The 18,316-nt window shown below is 43.1% G+C and carries 15 protein-coding genes; 7 read left to right on the forward strand and 8 right to left on the reverse strand.

What is annotated here, in order from left to right; translation table 11 throughout:
* Window positions 1-8 precede the first annotated feature (8 nt).
* From noc to rpmH, 8 genes are all read right to left on the reverse strand, one after another.
* A complete protein-coding gene (gene noc / locus ACXAD1_RS24285; protein ID WP_370221581.1) occupies window positions 9-890 on the reverse strand; it encodes a nucleoid occlusion protein in 882 nt (293 codons plus the stop codon).
* 140 nt (window positions 891-1,030) lie between these two features.
* A complete protein-coding gene (gene rsmG / locus ACXAD1_RS24290) occupies window positions 1,031-1,747 on the reverse strand; it encodes a 16S rRNA (guanine(527)-N(7))-methyltransferase RsmG (RefSeq protein WP_474911243.1) in 717 nt (238 codons plus the stop codon).
* A 43-nt stretch (window positions 1,748-1,790) separates the two neighbouring features.
* Complete coding sequence (gene mnmG, locus ACXAD1_RS24295) at window positions 1,791-3,680, reverse strand: tRNA uridine-5-carboxymethylaminomethyl(34) synthesis enzyme MnmG (RefSeq protein WP_206841027.1); 1,890 nt, start codon at window positions 3,678-3,680, stop codon at window positions 1,791-1,793.
* Window positions 3,681-3,811: 131 nt separating this feature from the next.
* On the reverse strand, window positions 3,812-5,197 hold the full coding sequence (gene mnmE / locus ACXAD1_RS24300) for a tRNA uridine-5-carboxymethylaminomethyl(34) synthesis GTPase MnmE (protein ID WP_206841030.1): 1,386 nt from the start codon (window positions 5,195-5,197) through the stop codon (window positions 3,812-3,814).
* A gap of 555 nt (window positions 5,198-5,752) precedes the next feature.
* On the reverse strand, window positions 5,753-6,379 hold the full coding sequence (gene jag / locus ACXAD1_RS24305) for an RNA-binding cell elongation regulator Jag/EloR (RefSeq protein ID WP_474911244.1): 627 nt from the start codon (window positions 6,377-6,379) through the stop codon (window positions 5,753-5,755).
* Window positions 6,376-7,161: a YidC family membrane integrase SpoIIIJ gene (gene spoIIIJ, locus ACXAD1_RS24310; RefSeq protein ID WP_206841033.1), complete on the reverse strand. Its 786-nt coding sequence runs from the start codon at window positions 7,159-7,161 to the stop codon at window positions 6,376-6,378. The genes jag and spoIIIJ overlap by 4 nt, the downstream gene beginning before the upstream one ends.
* A gap of 137 nt (window positions 7,162-7,298) precedes the next feature.
* The gene (gene rnpA, locus ACXAD1_RS24315; protein WP_206841035.1) at window positions 7,299-7,667 is read right to left on the reverse strand and encodes a ribonuclease P protein component; all 369 of its coding nucleotides are present in this window, start codon (window positions 7,665-7,667) and stop codon (window positions 7,299-7,301) included.
* Window positions 7,668-7,749: 82 nt separating this feature from the next.
* Window positions 7,750-7,884 carry a 50S ribosomal protein L34 gene (rpmH, locus tag ACXAD1_RS24320; protein WP_019382473.1) on the reverse strand — a complete coding sequence of 45 codons (135 nt, stop codon included), beginning with the start codon at window positions 7,882-7,884 and terminating at the stop codon, window positions 7,750-7,752.
* Window positions 7,885-8,961: 1,077 nt separating this feature from the next.
* Here rpmH and dnaA point away from each other — a divergent pair.
* The 7 genes from dnaA to gyrA all read left to right on the forward strand — a co-directional run bounded on the left by dnaA (window position 8,962) and on the right by gyrA (window position 18,304).
* Window positions 8,962-10,308: a chromosomal replication initiator protein DnaA gene (dnaA, locus tag ACXAD1_RS24325; RefSeq protein ID WP_206841037.1), complete on the forward strand. Its 1,347-nt coding sequence runs from the start codon at window positions 8,962-8,964 to the stop codon at window positions 10,306-10,308.
* Between the two features lie 176 nt (window positions 10,309-10,484).
* Window positions 10,485-11,621, forward strand: a complete 1,137-nt coding sequence (dnaN, locus tag ACXAD1_RS24330) for a DNA polymerase III subunit beta (protein WP_275721015.1) — start codon at window positions 10,485-10,487, stop codon at window positions 11,619-11,621.
* Between the two features lie 237 nt (window positions 11,622-11,858).
* The gene (gene yaaA / locus ACXAD1_RS24335) at window positions 11,859-12,068 is read left to right on the forward strand and encodes a S4 domain-containing protein YaaA (protein ID WP_474911245.1); all 210 of its coding nucleotides are present in this window, start codon (window positions 11,859-11,861) and stop codon (window positions 12,066-12,068) included.
* Window positions 12,069-12,110: 42 nt separating this feature from the next.
* Window positions 12,111-13,229, forward strand: a complete 1,119-nt coding sequence (gene recF / locus ACXAD1_RS24340) for a DNA replication/repair protein RecF (RefSeq protein WP_206841041.1) — start codon at window positions 12,111-12,113, stop codon at window positions 13,227-13,229.
* 9 nt (window positions 13,230-13,238) lie between these two features.
* Entirely contained in the window at window positions 13,239-13,487 is a 249-nt protein-coding gene (gene remB / locus ACXAD1_RS24345; RefSeq protein WP_206841044.1) for an extracellular matrix regulator RemB, read from the forward strand.
* A 137-nt stretch (window positions 13,488-13,624) separates the two neighbouring features.
* On the forward strand, window positions 13,625-15,547 hold the full coding sequence (gene gyrB / locus ACXAD1_RS24350; RefSeq protein ID WP_370221587.1) for a DNA topoisomerase (ATP-hydrolyzing) subunit B: 1,923 nt from the start codon (window positions 13,625-13,627) through the stop codon (window positions 15,545-15,547).
* 231 nt (window positions 15,548-15,778) lie between these two features.
* Entirely contained in the window at window positions 15,779-18,304 is a 2,526-nt protein-coding gene (gene gyrA, locus ACXAD1_RS24355; protein ID WP_370221588.1) for a DNA gyrase subunit A, read from the forward strand.
* Window positions 18,305-18,316 lie beyond the last annotated feature (12 nt).

Consider the following 18,316-nt stretch of genomic DNA (forward strand, 5'->3'; position numbering starts at 1 on the left):
GTAAAAAATTATTTCTTTTTAGGAATCTTAATCGTGATTTGATAAAATTCATCAAATTCTTCTTCTTCCGAATCAAGATTAATTCCGCTGTCAGAAACCATGGATAAAGATTGGCGGATCGTATTAACCGCAATTCTCATATCCTTGCTGAATGCTTTGCGCTTCGGCTTCGGCTTTGGATTTTTCTGTTCGAGAATTTTGACAACCCTGTCTTCTGTCTGCTTCACATTCAGATTCTTTTCCACAATCTCCTGCAGCAGGGCGACCTGCTTTTCAGGGTCTTTCAGCGGGATTAGCGAACGGGCATGCCGCTCTGTAATCGATTTGTTTAATAATGCATCCTGGACAGGCTGCGGCAATTTCAGCAGCCGAAGCTTATTTGCAACGGTTGACTGGCCTTTTCCAAGGCGCTGTGCCAATGCTTCCTGTGTCAGATTATGCAGTTCTAAAAGCTTTCCGTAGGCAACAGCTTCTTCAATCGGAGACAGTTCTTCCCTTTGAAGGTTTTCAATTAAAGCCACTGAAGCCGTTTCCGTATCACTTAGATTTTTTACGATAGCCGGAGCTTCTTCCCAGCCCAGTTTTTTCATGGCCCGGTATCTGCGTTCACCTGCTATGATTTCAAACTGGCCACCCTCAAATTCCCTTACGACAATCGGCTGGATGATTCCATGCGTATGGATGGTCCGAGAAAGCTCTTCTATCTTCTCATCATCAAACACCGTTCTTGGCTGAAAACGGTTGGGGACGATTCGATCAATAGGTATCTTCTTAACTTCTTCTCTGTCGCTTAAGTCTTCAATATCCAATTGTTCTTCTGCTGGTTTTTCCGCTGTAACTTGTTCTCCCTTTTCGCCTAGGCCAAAAAAGCGTGAGAAAGAATGCTTCATCACCCTGCACCACCTTTACGAAACTCCCTATAACATATTCTCTATCATCATGACAAATCCTGCCGGACAGGAGCAATATAAATATCTGGAAAAATCGATTAGTTTACACCATTATGTCATACAATGGCAAATTGCGCACCCTATTCAATTGGTGTTTTATTGGGTGTCCCCGGCTTACGCGGGTACTTTTTAGGAGTGCTCTTTTCTTTTTTTATGATTAAAATATTGCGCTCACTTTCTTCCTCAGGCAAGGTAAACGTGTGGGAATCCACAAGTTTTCCTCCCAGTACAGAGATGGACTTTTTGCCGGCATCCAGTTCCTCTTTTGCACTGGCACCCTTCATAGCAACAAATGTGCCGCCTGTTTTTGCCAGAGGCAGACAAAGTTCACTTAAAACGGACAATCTGGCAACAGCCCGTGCTGTCACAACATCAAAAGACTCACGGTACTCTTTGTTCTGGCCAAAGGTTTCCGCCCGGTCATGGATAAAGCGGACATTCTCAAGCTCAAGCTTCTTCGCTAAATGCTCCAGAAACCCTATACGTTTATTCAGCGAGTCAACGATTGTAATATGTAAACCCGGAAAAGCAATTTTAATCGGTATGCTTGGAAAACCTGCACCAGCACCGACATCACAAACCTTTAACGGCTGGTTGAAATCAAAGTAAAAAGCAGCGCTTATCGAGTCATAAAAATGCTTGAGATAAACATCTTCCTTTTCCGTGATGGCGGTTAAATTCATTTTTTCATTCCATTCCACAAGTGTGGAATAGTATGTGTCATATTGCTGCAATTGCTGTGGCGAAAGGGCAATTCCCTTCGCCGCCAGCATTTCTGTAAATTGTTCGGTATTCATCTATAAATCCTTTCGGTTCTCAGACATGATCGGATTTCCCCTTTTACTCCGCTGAAACTCTTGCAATTCTGCCCTGTTCTAAATAAACAAGCAAAATAGAGATATCGGCAGGGTTTACACCGGAAATTCGAGAAGCCTGCGCGAGAGATAGCGGCCTTACTTCCTTCAGCTTTTGTCTTGCTTCGGAAGCCAACCCGTTAATATCATCATAATCGATGTTTTCAGGGATCTTCTTGTTCTCCATCTTCTTCAGTCGCTCTACCTGCTGAAGTGACTTTTCAATATAGCCTTCATACTTGATCTGGATTTCCACCTGTTCGGAAACATCCGGATCAAGTGGATTCTCAGCCGGAATAAGCTGATGGATATGATCATAAGCCATTTCCGGACGCTTCAGCAGATCAGAGGCGCGGATGCCGTCTTTCAGCTCGCTTCCGCCCTGACTTTTAATCAGCTCCTGCACATCAGAAGTCGGCTTGATGATGATGCCTTGCAAACGTGATTTTTCTTCTTCAATCGCCTGTTTTTTCAGCTGGAATTTCCCATAGCGTTCTTCACTGATCAGCCCTACTTTGCGGCCGAGCTCTGTTAAGCGCAGGTCGGCATTATCATGGCGAAGCAGCAGACGGTATTCCGCTCTTGAAGTCAATAGACGGTAAGGCTCGTTCGTGCCTTTAGTCACAAGATCGTCAATCAGGACGCCAATATAAGCATCTGATCGGCTTAAAATGACTTCTTCTTTATCCAGCGATTTTAATCCGGCATTCATGCCTGCCATTAGCCCCTGGCCGGCAGCCTCTTCATAGCCGGATGTCCCGTTAATCTGGCCTGCAGTAAAGAGATTTTTCACCTTCTTGGTTTCAAGTGTCGGCCATAATTGTGTAGGTACGATGGAATCATATTCAATCGCATAGCCGGCACGCATCATCTGTACATTTTCAAGTCCCGGGATAGTTCTGAGAATCTGCTGCTGCACATCCTCAGGCAAGCTTGTTGAAAGCCCCTGCACGTATACTTCCTGAGTATTCCGGCCTTCAGGCTCCAGGAAGATCTGATGGCGCGGCTTATCGTTAAAGCGGACAACCTTATCTTCAATTGACGGGCAATAGCGCGGACCAGTTCCTTTGATCATGCCGGAGTACATTGGCGAGCGATGAAGATTATTGTCGATCAATGTATGCGTTTCTTCATTGGTATACGTCAGCCAGCAAGGGAGCTGGTCTGTAATATACTTGGTCGTTTCATAGGAAAAAGCTCTGGGCACATCATCGCCAGGCTGGATTTCCGTTTTGCTGTAATCAATGGAGTGGCTGTTGACGCGCGGCGGTGTTCCTGTTTTAAAACGGACCAGATCAAAGCCAAGCTCCTGCAGGTGTTCTGAGAGCTTAATGGACGGCTGCTGGTTGTTAGGACCGCTTGAGTACTTGAGCTCACCGAGGATGATTTCCCCTCTTAAGAAGGTTCCGGTCGTAATAACTACGGCTTTTGAATGATAGACGGCACCTGTCTGGGTGACGACGCCCCTGCATTCTCCATCTTCGACAATCAGCCGTTCAACCATTCCCTGAATAAGTGTCAGGTTTGGTTCATTTTCCAGCGTTTTTTTCATTTCATGCTGATACGTGAATTTATCGGCCTGAGCTCTTAACGCACGGACTGCAGGGCCTTTTCCTGTATTGAGCATGCGCATCTGAATATGGGTTTTATCAATATTTTTGCCCATTTCTCCGCCAAGAGCATCGATTTCCCTTACCACAATCCCTTTTGCAGGACCTCCGACTGAAGGGTTGCAGGGCATAAAGGCTACCATATCCAGGTTGATTGTAATCATTAATGTCTTTGCGCCGAGACGGGCCGAAGCAAGGCCTGCTTCTACACCCGCGTGTCCGGCTCCGACTACTATGACATCATAACTTCCAGCTTCATATGTCATGATGCGGCCTCCTTTGCTGCAATCAGAAAAGCACAGGCACAAGCTTTTAAAAGCCACGGGCTGAGCCAGCCGATTGCAAAAGTTAAAAATCTATTTCCGCTGCGTCAGCTGACACAGCCTGCCTAAATCATCTATTTTCCTAAACAGAACTGCGAGAATAACTGGTCGATCAAGCTTTCATGGACGCTGTCACCAATAATTTCACCAAGCAGCTCCCATGTTCTCGTCAAATCAATCTGAACAATGTCAATCGGCGTTCCCATCTCAACACCCTGCATCGCTTCATCGATGGCATTTTGAGCCTGGTTCAATAGGGCAATATGGCGGGTATTGGATACATATGTCATATCTCCGGCTTCGATGGAACCTGCAAAGAATAAAGAAGCAATGGCTTCCTCAAGATCGTCGACTCCCTGATCCTCCAATAAAGAGGTTGTAACCAGTTTATGATGCTTGGAAAGCTCACGCACGCGTTTCATGTCGATTTTTTGGTCAAGGTCGGTTTTATTGACAATTACAATAACATCCATGCCTTCGACCGCTTTGAAAATATTTTCATCCTCAGACGTCAATTCATCCGAGTAATTGAGCACGAGCAAAATCAAATCTGCTTCCTTTAATACCTGCCTTGATTTTTCAACACCAATCCGTTCCACGATATCTTCCGTTTCGCGAATGCCGGCTGTATCAACAAGGCGGAGAGGCACTCCTCTTACATTCACGTATTCTTCGATGACATCACGGGTTGTGCCCGGGATATCTGTTACAATCGCCTTATTCTCGTGAACAAGGCTATTCAATAAGGAAGATTTTCCAACGTTTGGCCGTCCGACGATTACAGTTGAAAGTCCTTCACGCAGAATTTTCCCCTGCTGTGAGGTCTGAAGAAGCTTTTCGATTTCCTTCTTTACATAAGAAGCCTTCTCCATCAGCATATGATGGGTCATTTCCTCGACATCATCGTACTCCGGATAGTCGATATTGACTTCTACATGCGCAAGAATCTCCAGAATTTCCTGCCTAAGCTTCTGAATAAGCTTTGACAGCCTTCCTTCCATCTGGCCAAGTGCCATGTTCATAGCCCGGTCAGTCTTCGCACGGATTAAATCCATAACCGCTTCTGCCTGAGATAAATCAATCCGCCCGTTCAAAAAGGCGCGCTTTGTAAATTCACCAGGCTCTGCCAGGCGTGCACCATTATTCAGCAAAAGCTGCAGCACGCGGTTTACGGAAACCAGTCCGCCATGGCAGTTGATTTCAATGACATCTTCTTTAGTAAAGGTTTTCGGCCCCTTCATGGCCGAAACCATTACTTCCTCAGCAATCTGTCCGGTTTTGGGATCCATAATATGTCCATAATGAATGGTATGGGACGCAACATCCTTTAGACGCTTGCCTCCCACTCCTCTGAACAGCCGGTCCGCAATTTCAAAAGCCTGGTCACCGCTCAGGCGGACAATAGCAATGGCTCCTTCCCCCATCGGAGTAGATATCGCGGCTATTGTATCAAATTCCAATTCATTCACCTCTCTTTTTTCTGTTTTATCGATCTATATAACGAAAAGCGGAAGGCGCCCGCTTGTCGGCGACAAGCATAAGACAAGCCGGCTGAAAGGTTGTTCTTTAACCTTTTGGACGGATTGGCTTATGACCTCGAGCCGATGGCGCCTGGAGCTAGACAGTTATCCAAGTCAAAGGAAAGTTTTCTTATCTTTAGAAATAATAATATCGATTCCCCAAATTAATAGAATATCACATGGTTTTTTTTTAGAAAAGCATATCAGCCCGCGATTCCGGCTTGTCCATCAGTCACATGTTACTTATCAACAGCCAGCTTAAATACACCCGCTGAAAAATTATCCACACGTCTCATAATTAATATGCTCTATTTTAACTTATCCACATGTGAATAACAATAAAACCAATTGAGATTTAATAATTTGCGGGAAATGACAAAGTGCGACAAAAAAAATCCCAATCCGTAAATGGACTGGGATTTGCAATATAAGAAATTTTTATATTTTGAACGTCGATAACTGTCTAGCTACAGCGCTGCGCTTCCGCTTTTCCTGCTATCTTGTTCTGGCTGGTGCGATGACAATATGACGATGCGGGTCATTGCCATCAGAATACGTATTGATTCGCTTATTATTTACGAGGGCGGTATGGATCACTTTGCGTTCATATGAAGGCATAGGTTCCAGTGCTATTTCTTTTCCCGTCTTCAAAGCTTTTTGAGCAAGCCTTTCAGCCAGTTGAATCAGGGTATCCTGGCGTCTTTTCCGGTAATCCTCTGCATCAAGCACTACATTTAAGTACTGCTCCGCATAGCGGTTAATGACCAGCTGTGTCAAATACTGGAGGGAATTGAGCGTTTGTCCCCTTTTTCCGATTAAAAGAGCAATCTTTTCACCGGATAGGATAAATTGAACATTTTTTCCGTCCCTTAATGTTTCAATTTCAATGGTCACGCCCATTTTCCCGCTGACGTCATTGAGGAACTTTTCGGCTTCCTCAATCGGATCAGGTTTCTTCACAGCTTTCACCACGGCCGGCCGGGATCCGAAAATCCCGAAAATGCCTTTTTTACCCTCATCAACGATAGTAATCTCTAAGCGGTCTTCTGTTGTGTTTAATTGAGCTAAAGCTGACTCTACTGCTTCCTTGACGGTCTGTCCTGTAGCAGTTACTTGTTTCACTTTTTGGCTCCTCCTGCATTTCCGGCCGCTGCAGCTTTCAGGTCCGGACCTTTAATGAAATACGTTTGAACGATCATGAAGATATTCCCCACTACCCAGTATAAAGAAAGAGCTGCCGGGAAGTTAATGGCAAAAATAACGATCATAATCGGCATTAGGTAAAGCATCATTTTCATTTGTGCAGCCATTTGCCCCGTATGCTGAGTGCCGGCCATCATCATTTTCTGCTGAATGAACGTTGTCACACCTGCAATTAAAGGCAATAAGTAAATTGGATCCGGAGAACCAAGGTCAAACCAAAGGAAATTATGGTTTGCGATTTCGCGCGTACGTGTAATCGCATGATAGAAACCGATCAGGATCGGCATTTGAATCACCAGCGGAAAACATCCTGCAAGCGGATTAACGCCGTGCTTTTGGAATAAAGCCATTGTTTCCTGCTGCAGCTTTTGCTGGGTTTTCTGGTCTTTTGAGCTGTATTTTTCACGAAGCTTCTGCATTTCTGGCTGTATCGCCTGCATCGCTTTTGAACTTCTCGTTTGTTTAATCATTAATGGCAGGATGACCAGCCGGATAATGATCGTCACAATAATAATCGATAGTCCATAGCTGCCGCCTGCAAATTCCGCTACCTTAATAATAAACAGCGAAAGCGGGTAGACAATATACTCGTTCCAAAAGCCTTCACTTTCAGATGTAATCGGCTGGTTGATTTCTGTACAGCCCGATAAAAGGGCCATCACAAACACTAAACCGATTAATAGGAATATTCGTTTCTTCAACCGTTTTTTCCTCCTTAATTGCTCCTGATAATAGTATGGATATCATTTGCTTGTCCCCCTCAGAGGGCACACGCTCATATGTATCTTATTTTACCATCTTTTAAAATGAAGTGCTTCAAAATAAAGATAGATAAAGATTATTGATTTTTAGTATTTCCAAGTCCCGGTTTATTCAAAACCCGCGAAACCTTCAATACATGGATCAGACTCTTTTTAACTTCATGAAAATCCATTTCTGCCACCGGTTTCCTCGCAATGACGATCAGATCATACTGCGGCTTAATTTCCTCCTCCAGTTCTAAGAATGCCTGGCGGATATACCTTTTGATCTGGTTCCTCATAACGGCATTGCCGATTTTTTTACTGACAGAAAGGCCAATGCGGAAATGATTCTGCTCCTCTTTTCTCAAGATGTAAACGACAAATTGACGGTTGGCGAATGACTTTCCCTTTTTAAAGGCCTCTTGAAATTCTTTATTCTTTTTTACACGGAACTCTTTTTTCATGTCATCACCTTTTCAAAAAAGCGCAGAGCGCCTTGGACATTTATCTTTACATGGAAAAAAAGACCACTGACGTTTCAGTGGCCTAAGCAGATAATACTTTTCTTCCTTTGCGGCGGCGGCGAGCTAGAACGTTACGTCCGTTCGGAGAGCTCATGCGGCTGCGGAAACCATGAACCTTGCTTCTTTTACGCTTGTTTGGTTGATAAGTTCTTTTCATATATGACACCTCCCTGAGGAATTGCTGTTAAAGACAGTCTTTCTAATTATATAGATGTAACTAGAAAATTGTCAACTATGCATATAAGTCAATCTGCCTTCAATGGCAAAAAAATTAGTTTCGGCTCTTTCTTTCATAATTTGTTTTTTCTTATAAAGTTAGTTCGTTGATCTCCGATGCGGGCACTTGCTTTCCGCGGGGAGGAACAGGAGCCTCCCGCAGGACATTGAATAAGCTTCCTTGAATCAACACCGCACGAAGAAAATGCGAATGCATTTTCGAGGATCAAGTGCCCTGCGCTCCAATCAACTCAGCAGTTAAAATTTATTATGAATAAACAACTTACGAAATAACATTTAAAAACGCTTTGCTGCTCTTTCTCTTTTTGCATATCTGAAAGAACCCACTCAGAAAGTTTACCTTCTTTTTGCCTGAATGTCATCCTAAAATTTCATTTTTCCACGTTTTTCTCATTAGTTCATTGTAAAAGCTGCTATTTTAGACTGCAAATTCTGACGGTCTCCAGATGACCTGGCCACGAAAAAATGGCATCTCTCTATCTGATATTCAGAATTGGATTTTCTAAAAAAACAGGGCTGTGGATAAAATTTCGACAGCATTTTCATTATCCACATCACATATTGACAAGTTTTTCACACAACCAGAGGCTGTGGACAATTTTTATGAACAGGGATGGCATGTTGTGGATAAAGGTTTAAAAAGCATTGCAGACAAAAGCATTATCTGTTATCATAATTGTGTTTTAACACTTAATAAATCATTGTGTATATCTTCATTATCCACAGATTGTGGATAACATGTGGACAGGTTATCCAAGGGGTTTGTAAAAGTTTGTCCACAGACAGTGGATACTGTCGAAATTCCACTTTACTTCCTTATTATATATTTTTCCACATAAACAGTTTCGTATATTTATAAACTTCAGGGTTATACAGCGTGTATAACCTATCGTTTTTGTGGCTCGAAACAAAGAAAAGCGGAAGGTGTCCTTCGAAAGACACCGGAGCTGGACAGTAATCTAAATTCCCAATTATAGATGGAAAAGGAGGGATATCATTGGAAAACATTGCGGATCTTTGGAATAATGCTCTGGCCAATATCGAGAAAAAAATCAGCAAGCCCAGTTTTGATACATGGCTGAAATCGACAAAAGCGCATTCTCTGCAGGGAGACACTTTAGTCGTTAAGGCCCCGAATGAGTTTGCCCGTGACTGGCTTGAAGAGCGCTATTCCCAGCTGATCTCCGGAATTCTTTATGACATAACCGGTGAAGAATTAGGAGTAAAATTCATCATTCCGCAAAATCAAAGTGAAGAAGAAGTCGATCTTCCTCTTCCTCCAAAAAAGAAAAAGCCGGAGGAAGAACAGCAGGAACTGCCATTAACGATGCTAAACCCGAAATATACATTCGACACGTTTGTCATCGGGTCCGGAAACCGCTTCGCCCATGCAGCTTCACTTGCTGTAGCCGAGGCTCCGGCTAAGGCATACAATCCTTTATTTATTTACGGGGGAGTTGGACTCGGAAAAACTCACCTTATGCATGCAATCGGCCATTATGTATTAGATCATAATCCATCAGCTAAAGTCGTATACTTATCTTCCGAGAAATTTACGAATGAATTCATTAACTCGATCCGAGATAACAAAGCGGGAGATTTCCGCGATAAATATCGAAATGTGGATGTTCTTCTTATCGATGATATTCAGTTTCTTGCTGGAAAAGAACAGACACAGGAAGAGTTTTTCCATACTTTTAATACCTTGCATGAAGAAAGCAAGCAGATCATCATCTCAAGCGACCGTCCTCCAAAGGAAATTCCTACGCTGGAAGACCGTCTTCGCTCCAGGTTTGAATGGGGGCTAATTACTGATATTACTCCTCCCGACCTTGAAACGCGTATTGCGATCCTGCGCAAAAAAGCGAAAGCAGAGGGACTTGATATTCCTAATGAGGTTATGCTGTATATTGCCAATCAGATTGACTCCAACATCCGTGAACTTGAGGGCGCTCTGATTCGTGTAGTAGCTTACTCCTCTTTAATAAATAAAGATATTAATGCAGATCTTGCAGCAGAAGCATTAAAGGATATTATTCCAAGCTCCAAACCGAAAGTTATTACCATCCATGAAATTCAAAGGGTGGTTGGGGAACACTTTAATGTAAAGCTTGAGGATTTCAAAGCGAAGAAACGAACAAAGTCTGTCGCATTCCCCCGCCAGATTGCCATGTATCTATCAAGGGAATTAACCGACTTTTCTCTTCCTAAAATAGGGGAGGAATTTGGCGGAAGGGACCATACGACCGTCATTCATGCCCATGAAAAAATTTCAAAGATGCTTCAGTCAGATTCACAATTTGAAAAGCAGCTGAAAGAAATCAATGAAATGCTAAAGGTATAATGTGTATAACTTGACCAAACTTACACACAGTCTGTCCACATGTGGATAGGCTGTGTTTCCTTTCAAAAAATGCAGTTATCCACATACTAACAGGACCTACTAGTACTTCTACTATTTTTTTATAAAAAATATATATATTCAATACGCCATTAAAATATGCTTGGAGGATTTAAAAAATGAGATTTATAATCCAGCGCGACCGTTTGGTCCAAAGCGTCCAGGATGTTATGAAAGCAGTAACAAGCAGAACGACTATTCCCATCCTAACGGGGATTAAAATTGTCGCTTCTGAAGAAGGAGTCACATTAACGGGAAGCGACTCTGATATTTCAATCGAATCTTTTATTCCTAAAGAAGAAGCAGGGGATGAAATTGTCGAGATCAAACAGGCTGGTGCCATTGTGCTCCAAGCGAAGTTCTTCAGCGAAATCGTTAAGAAGCTTCCGACTGACAGTGTAGAGATCAGCGTTGAAAACCATTTACAGACAGTCATCCGTTCAGGTAAGTCTGAATTCAATCTTAATGGTCTGGATGCTGAGGAATATCCTCACTTGCCTCAAATCGAGGAAGAGAATGTGTTTAAGATTCCTACAGACTTATTAAAAGCAATGGTTCGCCAAACGGTATTCGCAGTGTCCACCTCAGAAACACGCCCTATCTTGACAGGTGTAAACTGGAAGGTGGAAAACGGGACATTAACCTGTATTGCAACAGATAGTCATAGGCTGGCATTAAGAAAAGCGCAAATCGAAACAAATGCCAGCGAAAGCTACAATGTGGTCATTCCGGGAAAAAGCTTAAGTGAACTAAGCAAAATTCTTGATGACAACAATGATTTAATCGATATCGTTATTACTGAAAACCAGGTTCTCTTTAAGGCTGAACATCTGCTGTTCTTCTCAAGGCTGCTGGAAGGAAATTACCCGGATACATCCAGATTGATCCCTTCAGACAGCAAAACAGATGTTGTCGTCAATACAAAGGAATTCCTGCAGGCTATTGACCGTGCCTCTTTATTGGCAAAAGAAGGCCGCAATAATGTGGTCAAGTTCTCAACAATTGATGGCGGTGTAATCGAAATTTCATCCAACACACCTGAAATCGGAAAAGTTGTCGAAGAAGTGCAGAGCAAATCCGTAGAAGGCGAAGAATTAAAAATCTCCTTTAGCGCGAAATTCATGATGGATGCCCTAAAAGCACTTGAAGGCTCTGAAATTACAATCAGCTTCACCGGAGCCATGAGACCATTCATCATCAAACCTTTAAACGATGAATCCATCCTGCAATTGATTTTGCCAGTAAGGACTTATTAAGAAAAAGCTGCCGGTTTTGCCGGCGGCTTAATTTTTTTTATAAACTGACCTCTTATCTGCCAGAATATCGGCCAATTGCAGGGGAATAATGAAAATAAACAGCTGCAGGCGAGTTTTCTTTGTGTATCTGCGATTTATTTAGTAAAATAGAATATTAGATACCATTCTGAAATTGTTTTGCCAAAGTGCAGAAATCACTGCAGCACTTGAAGTCGGACAATGGGAAAGAGTGAAAATATGACGGAAATTCAAATTGATACAGAATATATTACGCTGGGCCAATTTTTAAAAGCTGCTGATGTGATTCAAACAGGCGGAATGGCCAAATGGTTCCTGAGTGAATACGAAGTCTTCGTCAATGGGGAACAGGATCAAAGACGGGGAAGAAAGCTAAGAACCGGGGATAGAATCGAAATTCCGGATGTGGGTGAATTTACGATCATCTAGCCCGCTGTTCTCAGCGTTAAAATTTAAAAGGATGTAGCGTCTATGCATATAGAGCAGTTGCTATTAAAAAATTACCGGAATTACGAAGAGCTTGAAGTAAATTTCGAAAATAAAGTAAATGTAATTTTGGGTGAGAATGCCCAGGGAAAGACAAATGTCATGGAATCGATCTATGTGCTGGCAATGGCAAAGTCCCATCGGACATCAAATGACAAAGATCTTATTCGCTGGGATCAGGAATATGCTAAAATAGAAGGAAGGGTCCAAAAAAGGCAAGGATCCCTGCCAATGCAATTAGTCATCAGCAAAAAAGGCAAAAAAGCCAAATGCAATCATATAGAGCAGCAGAAATTAAGCCAGTATGTCGGCAATATGAATGTTGTGATGTTCGCGCCTGAAGATCTCCATCTTGTGAAAGGGAGCCCTCAAGTAAGGCGTCGTTTTATTGATATGGAAATTGGGCAGGTTTCACCTGTCTATTTGCATGATATCAGCCAGTATCAGAAAATCCTCCAGCAGCGCAACCACTACTTGAAAATGCTCCAGATCAAAAAGCAGACCGACCATACCATGCTTGAGATTTTAACAGAGCAATTCATTGAGATGGCTGCAAAGATTGTTTCAAAGCGTTACGAGTTTCTCAGACTCCTTGAGAATTGGGCACAGCCGATTCATGAAGGGATATCAAGAGGGCTCGAGACCTTAAAAATTGAGTACAAGCCTTCTGCCGAGGTATCAGAAGAACAAGATTTGTCGAAAATGGTTAAAGTATACCAGGATAAATTTGCAAAAGTGAAAAACAGGGAAATAGACCGGGGCGTTACCATGTTTGGGCCGCATCGCGATGACCTGATTTTTCATGTGAATGGGCGCGATGTACAAACATTCGGTTCACAGGGACAGCAAAGAACGACAGCTCTGTCAGTTAAGCTTGCCGAAATCGAACTGATCCATTCTGAAATTGGAGAATATCCCATTCTGCTGCTGGATGACGTCCTCTCGGAATTGGATGATTATCGTCAATCCCATTTATTGAATACCATTCAAGGGAAAGTACAGACGTTTGTCACTACTACAAGCGTTGATGGAATAGACCACCAGACACTTAAAGAAGCAGCAGCGTTCAGTGTTGAGGCAGGGAGAATCAAGAAGATTCAGTGAGGTGATCGCATGTACATCCATATAGGTGAAGATGTATTGGTCCGGGCAAGGGATATTGTCGCCATAATTGATAAAGAAACAGCCCTTGCTTCCGAGTATGCGGAAGAGCGTAAAGAGAACCTGGAGGAGTCAGTTGTGAACCTCGCAAAAGGTTCCTATAAATCTGTAGTCGTCACAACAGAAAAGATCTATTTTTCTCCGCTATCCTCAGGTACGTTAAAGAAACGATCCCATAAATTAAGTGTTCACGAATTTTAAAGAAATGCAGGACTGCCGGAAGAACTTCCCTGATGGAATGAAAGGCAAGTCAGTGAAAACTACAGTTTGGCTCAACTCAGGAAGCCAGGCTTTTGTATAGATTAGTGAAATGGAAAGTGTAGGTGACCGATGTGGCAATGGAGCAAAAGGCAGTGCAGGAACAATCCTATGATGAGAATCAGATACAGGTACTGGAAGGTCTGGAAGCAGTTCGGAAGCGTCCGGGAATGTATATCGGTTCAACAAGTGCCAAAGGGCTTCACCATCTAGTTTGGGAAATAGTCGATAATAGTATTGATGAAGCACTGGCAGGCTACTGTTCTGAAATCAATGTGATTATCGAAAAGGATAATAGTATTACGGTAGTGGATAACGGACGAGGTATACCAGTCGGAATCCACGAAAAAATGGGACGCCCGGCAGTCGAAGTCATTATGACAGTTCTGCATGCAGGCGGTAAATTCGGAGGCGGAGGATACAAGGTTTCCGGAGGCTTGCATGGAGTCGGTGCTTCTGTGGTTAATGCTCTCTCAACTGTGCTGGAAGTATTTGTCCATCGCGATGGAAAAAAATATTATCAGAAGTTTGAGCGTGGAGTCCCAAGTGCAGATCTTGAGGTGATCGGCGAATCCGACCATACCGGAACAACCATCCACTTTAAGCCGGACAGTGAAATCTTCACTGAAACCCTTGAATATGATTATGAAACACTTGCAAACCGCATCCGTGAACTGGCATTCCTGAATAGGGGATTAAAGATCACGATTGAGGATAAGCGTGAAGAAAACAAGAAAAATGAATATATGTACGAGGGTGGAATTAAATCGTACGTTGAACATTTGAACAGAACGAAGGAAGTTCTTCATGAAGAGCCTATCTATATTGATGGCGAACGGGAAGGCATTACTGTTGAAGTATCCATTCAGTATAATGATGGATTTACAAGCAATATCTATTCTTTTGCCAATAATATTCATACCTATGAAGGCGGTACGCATGAATCCGGATTTAAGACAGCCTTAACAAGGGTTATCAACGACTATGCACGTAAAAATGGCGTCTTTAAAGAGAGTGACGCAAACCTTTCCGGTGAAGATGTCCGTGAAGGCTTAACGGCTATTGTATCCGTTAAACATCCTGATCCTCAGTTTGAAGGGCAGACCAAAACGAAGCTTGGAAACTCTGAGGTGCGTGCAGCAACCGATACGATTTTCTCTGAAGCTCTTGAAAAATTCATGCTCGAAAATCCGGCTGTAGCCAGAAAAATTGTTGAAAAAGGACTTATGGCAGCAAGAGCAAGACTGGCCGCCAAAAAAGCAAGGGAGCTTACAAGAAGGAAGAGTGCTCTTGAAGTATCCAGCCTGCCTGGTAAACTCGCTGACTGTTCTTCTAAAGATCCTTCTATAAGCGAAATTTATGTGGTTGAGGGTGACTCTGCGGGCGGATCTGCCAAGCAGGGGCGTGACCGTCATTTCCAGGCGATCCTTCCTCTTAGAGGGAAGATTCTGAACGTAGAAAAAGCCCGCCTGGATAAAATCCTGTCCAATAATGAGGTCCGTGCGATTATTACCGCAATCGGAACCGGTATAGGCGAAGATTTTGATATCTCCAGGGCCCGCTATCATAAAATTGTCATCATGACGGATGCGGATGTCGATGGTGCACATATCCGCACGTTACTATTAACGTTCTTTTACCGTTATATGAGGCAGATTATTGAGGCTGGCTATATCTATATTGCCCAGCCGCCTCTATACAAGATCCAGCAGGGCAAAAAGATTGAATATGCCTATAATGACCGCGAGCTGGATAAAATTCTTGGCGAACTTCCGAGCCAGCCTAAGCCGGGAATTCAGCGCTATAAAGGACTTGGGGAAATGAACCCGGGCCAGCTTTGGGAAACGACAATGAATCCGGAATCAAGAACCCTTCTCCAGGTGAATCTTGAGGATGCCATTGAAGCTGACGAAACGTTTGAAATCCTAATGGGTGACAAGGTAGAGCCTCGCCGGAACTTTATTGAAGAAAATGCGGTTTATGTAAAGAATCTGGATATTTAATTGTAAAAGCAAGCCTACAGCACAGGCCAAGGGCCTTCGCTTTCTTTCAGGATAGAGGTTCTCTATCCTGCTTTTACATAATTGGTTTATTCTTTTTATTTAATGCCCCAAGTGCGTCTAATTTATGAAAAAAAGCAGGATCTGTATGGAAAGACCATGCAGGTTTCAGCTAAACGAAGTGACAAACGGATGACAGTTCATCCTGCGTCTCTTTAAAGGAGGTTCCTTTAAATGGCCGATACACCGAATTCTCAAGTAAAAGAAATTAATATTAGCCAGGAAATGCGTTCATCATTCCTGGACTACGCCATGAGTGTAATTGTTTCACGTGCCCTTCCGGATGTACGGGATGGTTTAAAGCCGGTTCACCGAAGAATCTTATATGCAATGCATGATTTAGGGATGCATTCTGATAAACCATTTAAAAAATCGGCCCGTATTGTTGGGGAAGTAATCGGTAAATACCACCCGCACGGTGACTCCGCAGTATATGACACGATGGTTCGTATGGCTCAGGATTTCAACTATCGCTATATGCTTGTTGAAGGACACGGAAACTTTGGTTCTGTCGATGGTGACGCTGCAGCTGCGATGCGTTATACAGAGGCCCGCATGTCCAAAATCTCTATGGAGCTTTTGCGCGATATTAATAAAGACACGATTGATTACCAGGATAACTATGATGGTGCTGAGAAAGAACCAGTCGTTATGCCTGCGCGTTTTCCAAATCTTCTCGTAAACGGAACTTCTGGAATTGCCGTTGGTATGGCGACCAATATTCCTCCCCATCAGCTTGGTGAAGTAATTGATGGAGTGCTTGCCATCAGCCAGGAGCCGGATCTCACTGTTCAGGAGCTCATGGAAATCATTCCAGGTCCAGACTTCCCGACTGCCGGTCTTATTCTTGGACGAAGCGGCATCCGCAAAGCTTACGAAACAGGCCGCGGTTCCATTACACTAAGGGCCAAAGTGGAAATCGAGCAGAAGTCCAATGGAAAAGAAGTTATCATTGTAAATGAAATTCCTTACCAGGTGAATAAAGCAAAGCTGATTGAAAAAATTGCCGAACTGGTTCGGGATAAACGAATTGATGGCATTACTGACCTGCGTGATGAATCAGATCGAAACGGTATGCGCATTGTGATCGAGGTCCGTAAAGATGCGAATGCCAATGTTCTGCTGAACAACCTTTATAAGCAGACGGCTCTTCAGACAAGTTTTGGCATAAACCTGCTTGCGCTTGTAGATGGCCAGCCTAAAGTTCTAAATCTCAAACAATGTCTGCAGCATTATCTGGATCACCAAAAGGTCGTAATCCGCCGCAGAACAGAATTCGAATTGAAAAAGGCAGAAGCCCGTGCACACATTTTGGAAGGTTTAAGGATTGCCCTTGATCACCTGGATGAAGTAATCAACCTTATCCGCAGTTCTCAAACAACCGATATCGCACGTGAAGGCTTAATGACCAAGTTCAATCTTTCTGAAAAACAGGCCCAGGCGATCCTTGACATGCGTCTGCAGCGTTTGACTGGCTTAGAGCGCGAAAAGATTGAAGACGAATATTCAAGCCTTGTAGCATTAATTGCTGAATTAAAAGCTATTTTGGCTGATGAAGAAAAAGTATTGGAAATTATCCGTGAAGAATTAACCGAAGTAAAAGAGAGATTCAACGATAAACGCCGTACAGAAATAGTTGCCGGCGGAATCGAACAAATTGAAGACGAAGATCTAATCCCGCGCGAAAATATTGTTCTTACGCTAACTCATAAGGGATACATCAAGCGTCTTCCTGTCTCGACTTACCGTGCCCAAAAACGCGGTGGCCGGGGTATTCAGGGAATGGGAACCAATGAGGATGACTTTGTTGAACACCTCATTACCACTTCCACACACGATACCATCCTTTTCTTCACGAACAAAGGAAAGGTGTATCGCGCTAAAGGTTATGAAATTCCTGAATTCAGCCGTACTGCGAAAGGGATTCCAATCATTAACCTTCTTGGAGTGGACAAAGATGAATGGGTAAATGCAATTATTCCTGTTGAAGAATTTGCCGATGATTGGTTCCTGTTCTTCACAACTAAGCAAGGGATTTCCAAGCGTTCACCATTATCATCATTTGCCAATATCCGCAATAATGGCTTAATTGCCCTGAATCTTCGCGAAGATGATGAATTAATTTCGGTGCGTCTGACAGATGGCAGCAAGGAGATCATAATTGGAACCAGCCATGGCATGCTGATCCGATTCCCGGAAGAAGATGTTCGTTCTATGGGTAGAACAGCTACTGGTGTTAAAGGAATAAACTTAAGTGCCGGTGATGAAGTTGTTGGCATGGAAGTCCTTGAGGATGACAGCCAGATTCTGATCGTAACTAAAAACGGTTATGGAAAACGCACTCCTGCCGAAGAATACCGTGTTCAAGGCAGAGGCGGTAAAGGAATCAAGACCTGCAACATCACAGACAAGAACGGAAGCCTAGTTTCCATGAAAGCTGTCACGGGAGAAGAAGACGTTATGCTTATTACAACAGGCGGAGTACTAATCCGAATGGCAGTGAACGATATTTCCACTATGGGAAGAAACACGCAAGGTGTCAGACTCATCCGTATAAATGAAGATGCTGACGAAGCGGTATCCACTGTAGCGAAAGTTGAAAAAGAAGAGGAAAAAGATGAAGAAGAATTAACAAAGCCTCTTGAAGATGCCGATTCACTTCCTGAAGAAGAAGTAAATGGAGATAATAGCGAAGAATAAATTTTAAGGAAC

It is taken from the genome of Cytobacillus sp. ABV4_503, from assembly GCF_056158445.1.

Coding starts and splice junctions, on each gene's coding strand:
- mnmG (WP_206841027.1), bottom strand. CDS start 3,680: ATGACATATGAAGCTGGAAGTTATGATGTCATAGTAGTCGGAGCCGGA.
- noc (WP_370221581.1), bottom strand. CDS start 890: ATGAAGCATTCTTTCTCACGCTTTTTTGGCCTAGGCGAAAAGGGAGAA.
- gyrA (WP_370221588.1), top strand. CDS start 15,779: ATGGCCGATACACCGAATTCTCAAGTAAAAGAAATTAATATTAGCCAG.
- recF (WP_206841041.1), top strand. CDS start 12,111: ATGCATATAGAGCAGTTGCTATTAAAAAATTACCGGAATTACGAAGAG.
- rnpA (WP_206841035.1), bottom strand. CDS start 7,667: ATGAAAAAAGAGTTCCGTGTAAAAAAGAATAAAGAATTTCAAGAGGCC.
- yaaA (WP_474911245.1), top strand. CDS start 11,859: ATGACGGAAATTCAAATTGATACAGAATATATTACGCTGGGCCAATTT.
- rsmG (WP_474911243.1), bottom strand. CDS start 1,747: ATGAATACCGAACAATTTACAGAAATGCTGGCGGCGAAGGGAATTGCC.
- gyrB (WP_370221587.1), top strand. CDS start 13,625: ATGGAGCAAAAGGCAGTGCAGGAACAATCCTATGATGAGAATCAGATA.
- rpmH (WP_019382473.1), bottom strand. CDS start 7,884: ATGAAAAGAACTTATCAACCAAACAAGCGTAAAAGAAGCAAGGTTCAT.
- remB (WP_206841044.1), top strand. CDS start 13,239: ATGTACATCCATATAGGTGAAGATGTATTGGTCCGGGCAAGGGATATT.
- dnaN (WP_275721015.1), top strand. CDS start 10,485: ATGAGATTTATAATCCAGCGCGACCGTTTGGTCCAAAGCGTCCAGGAT.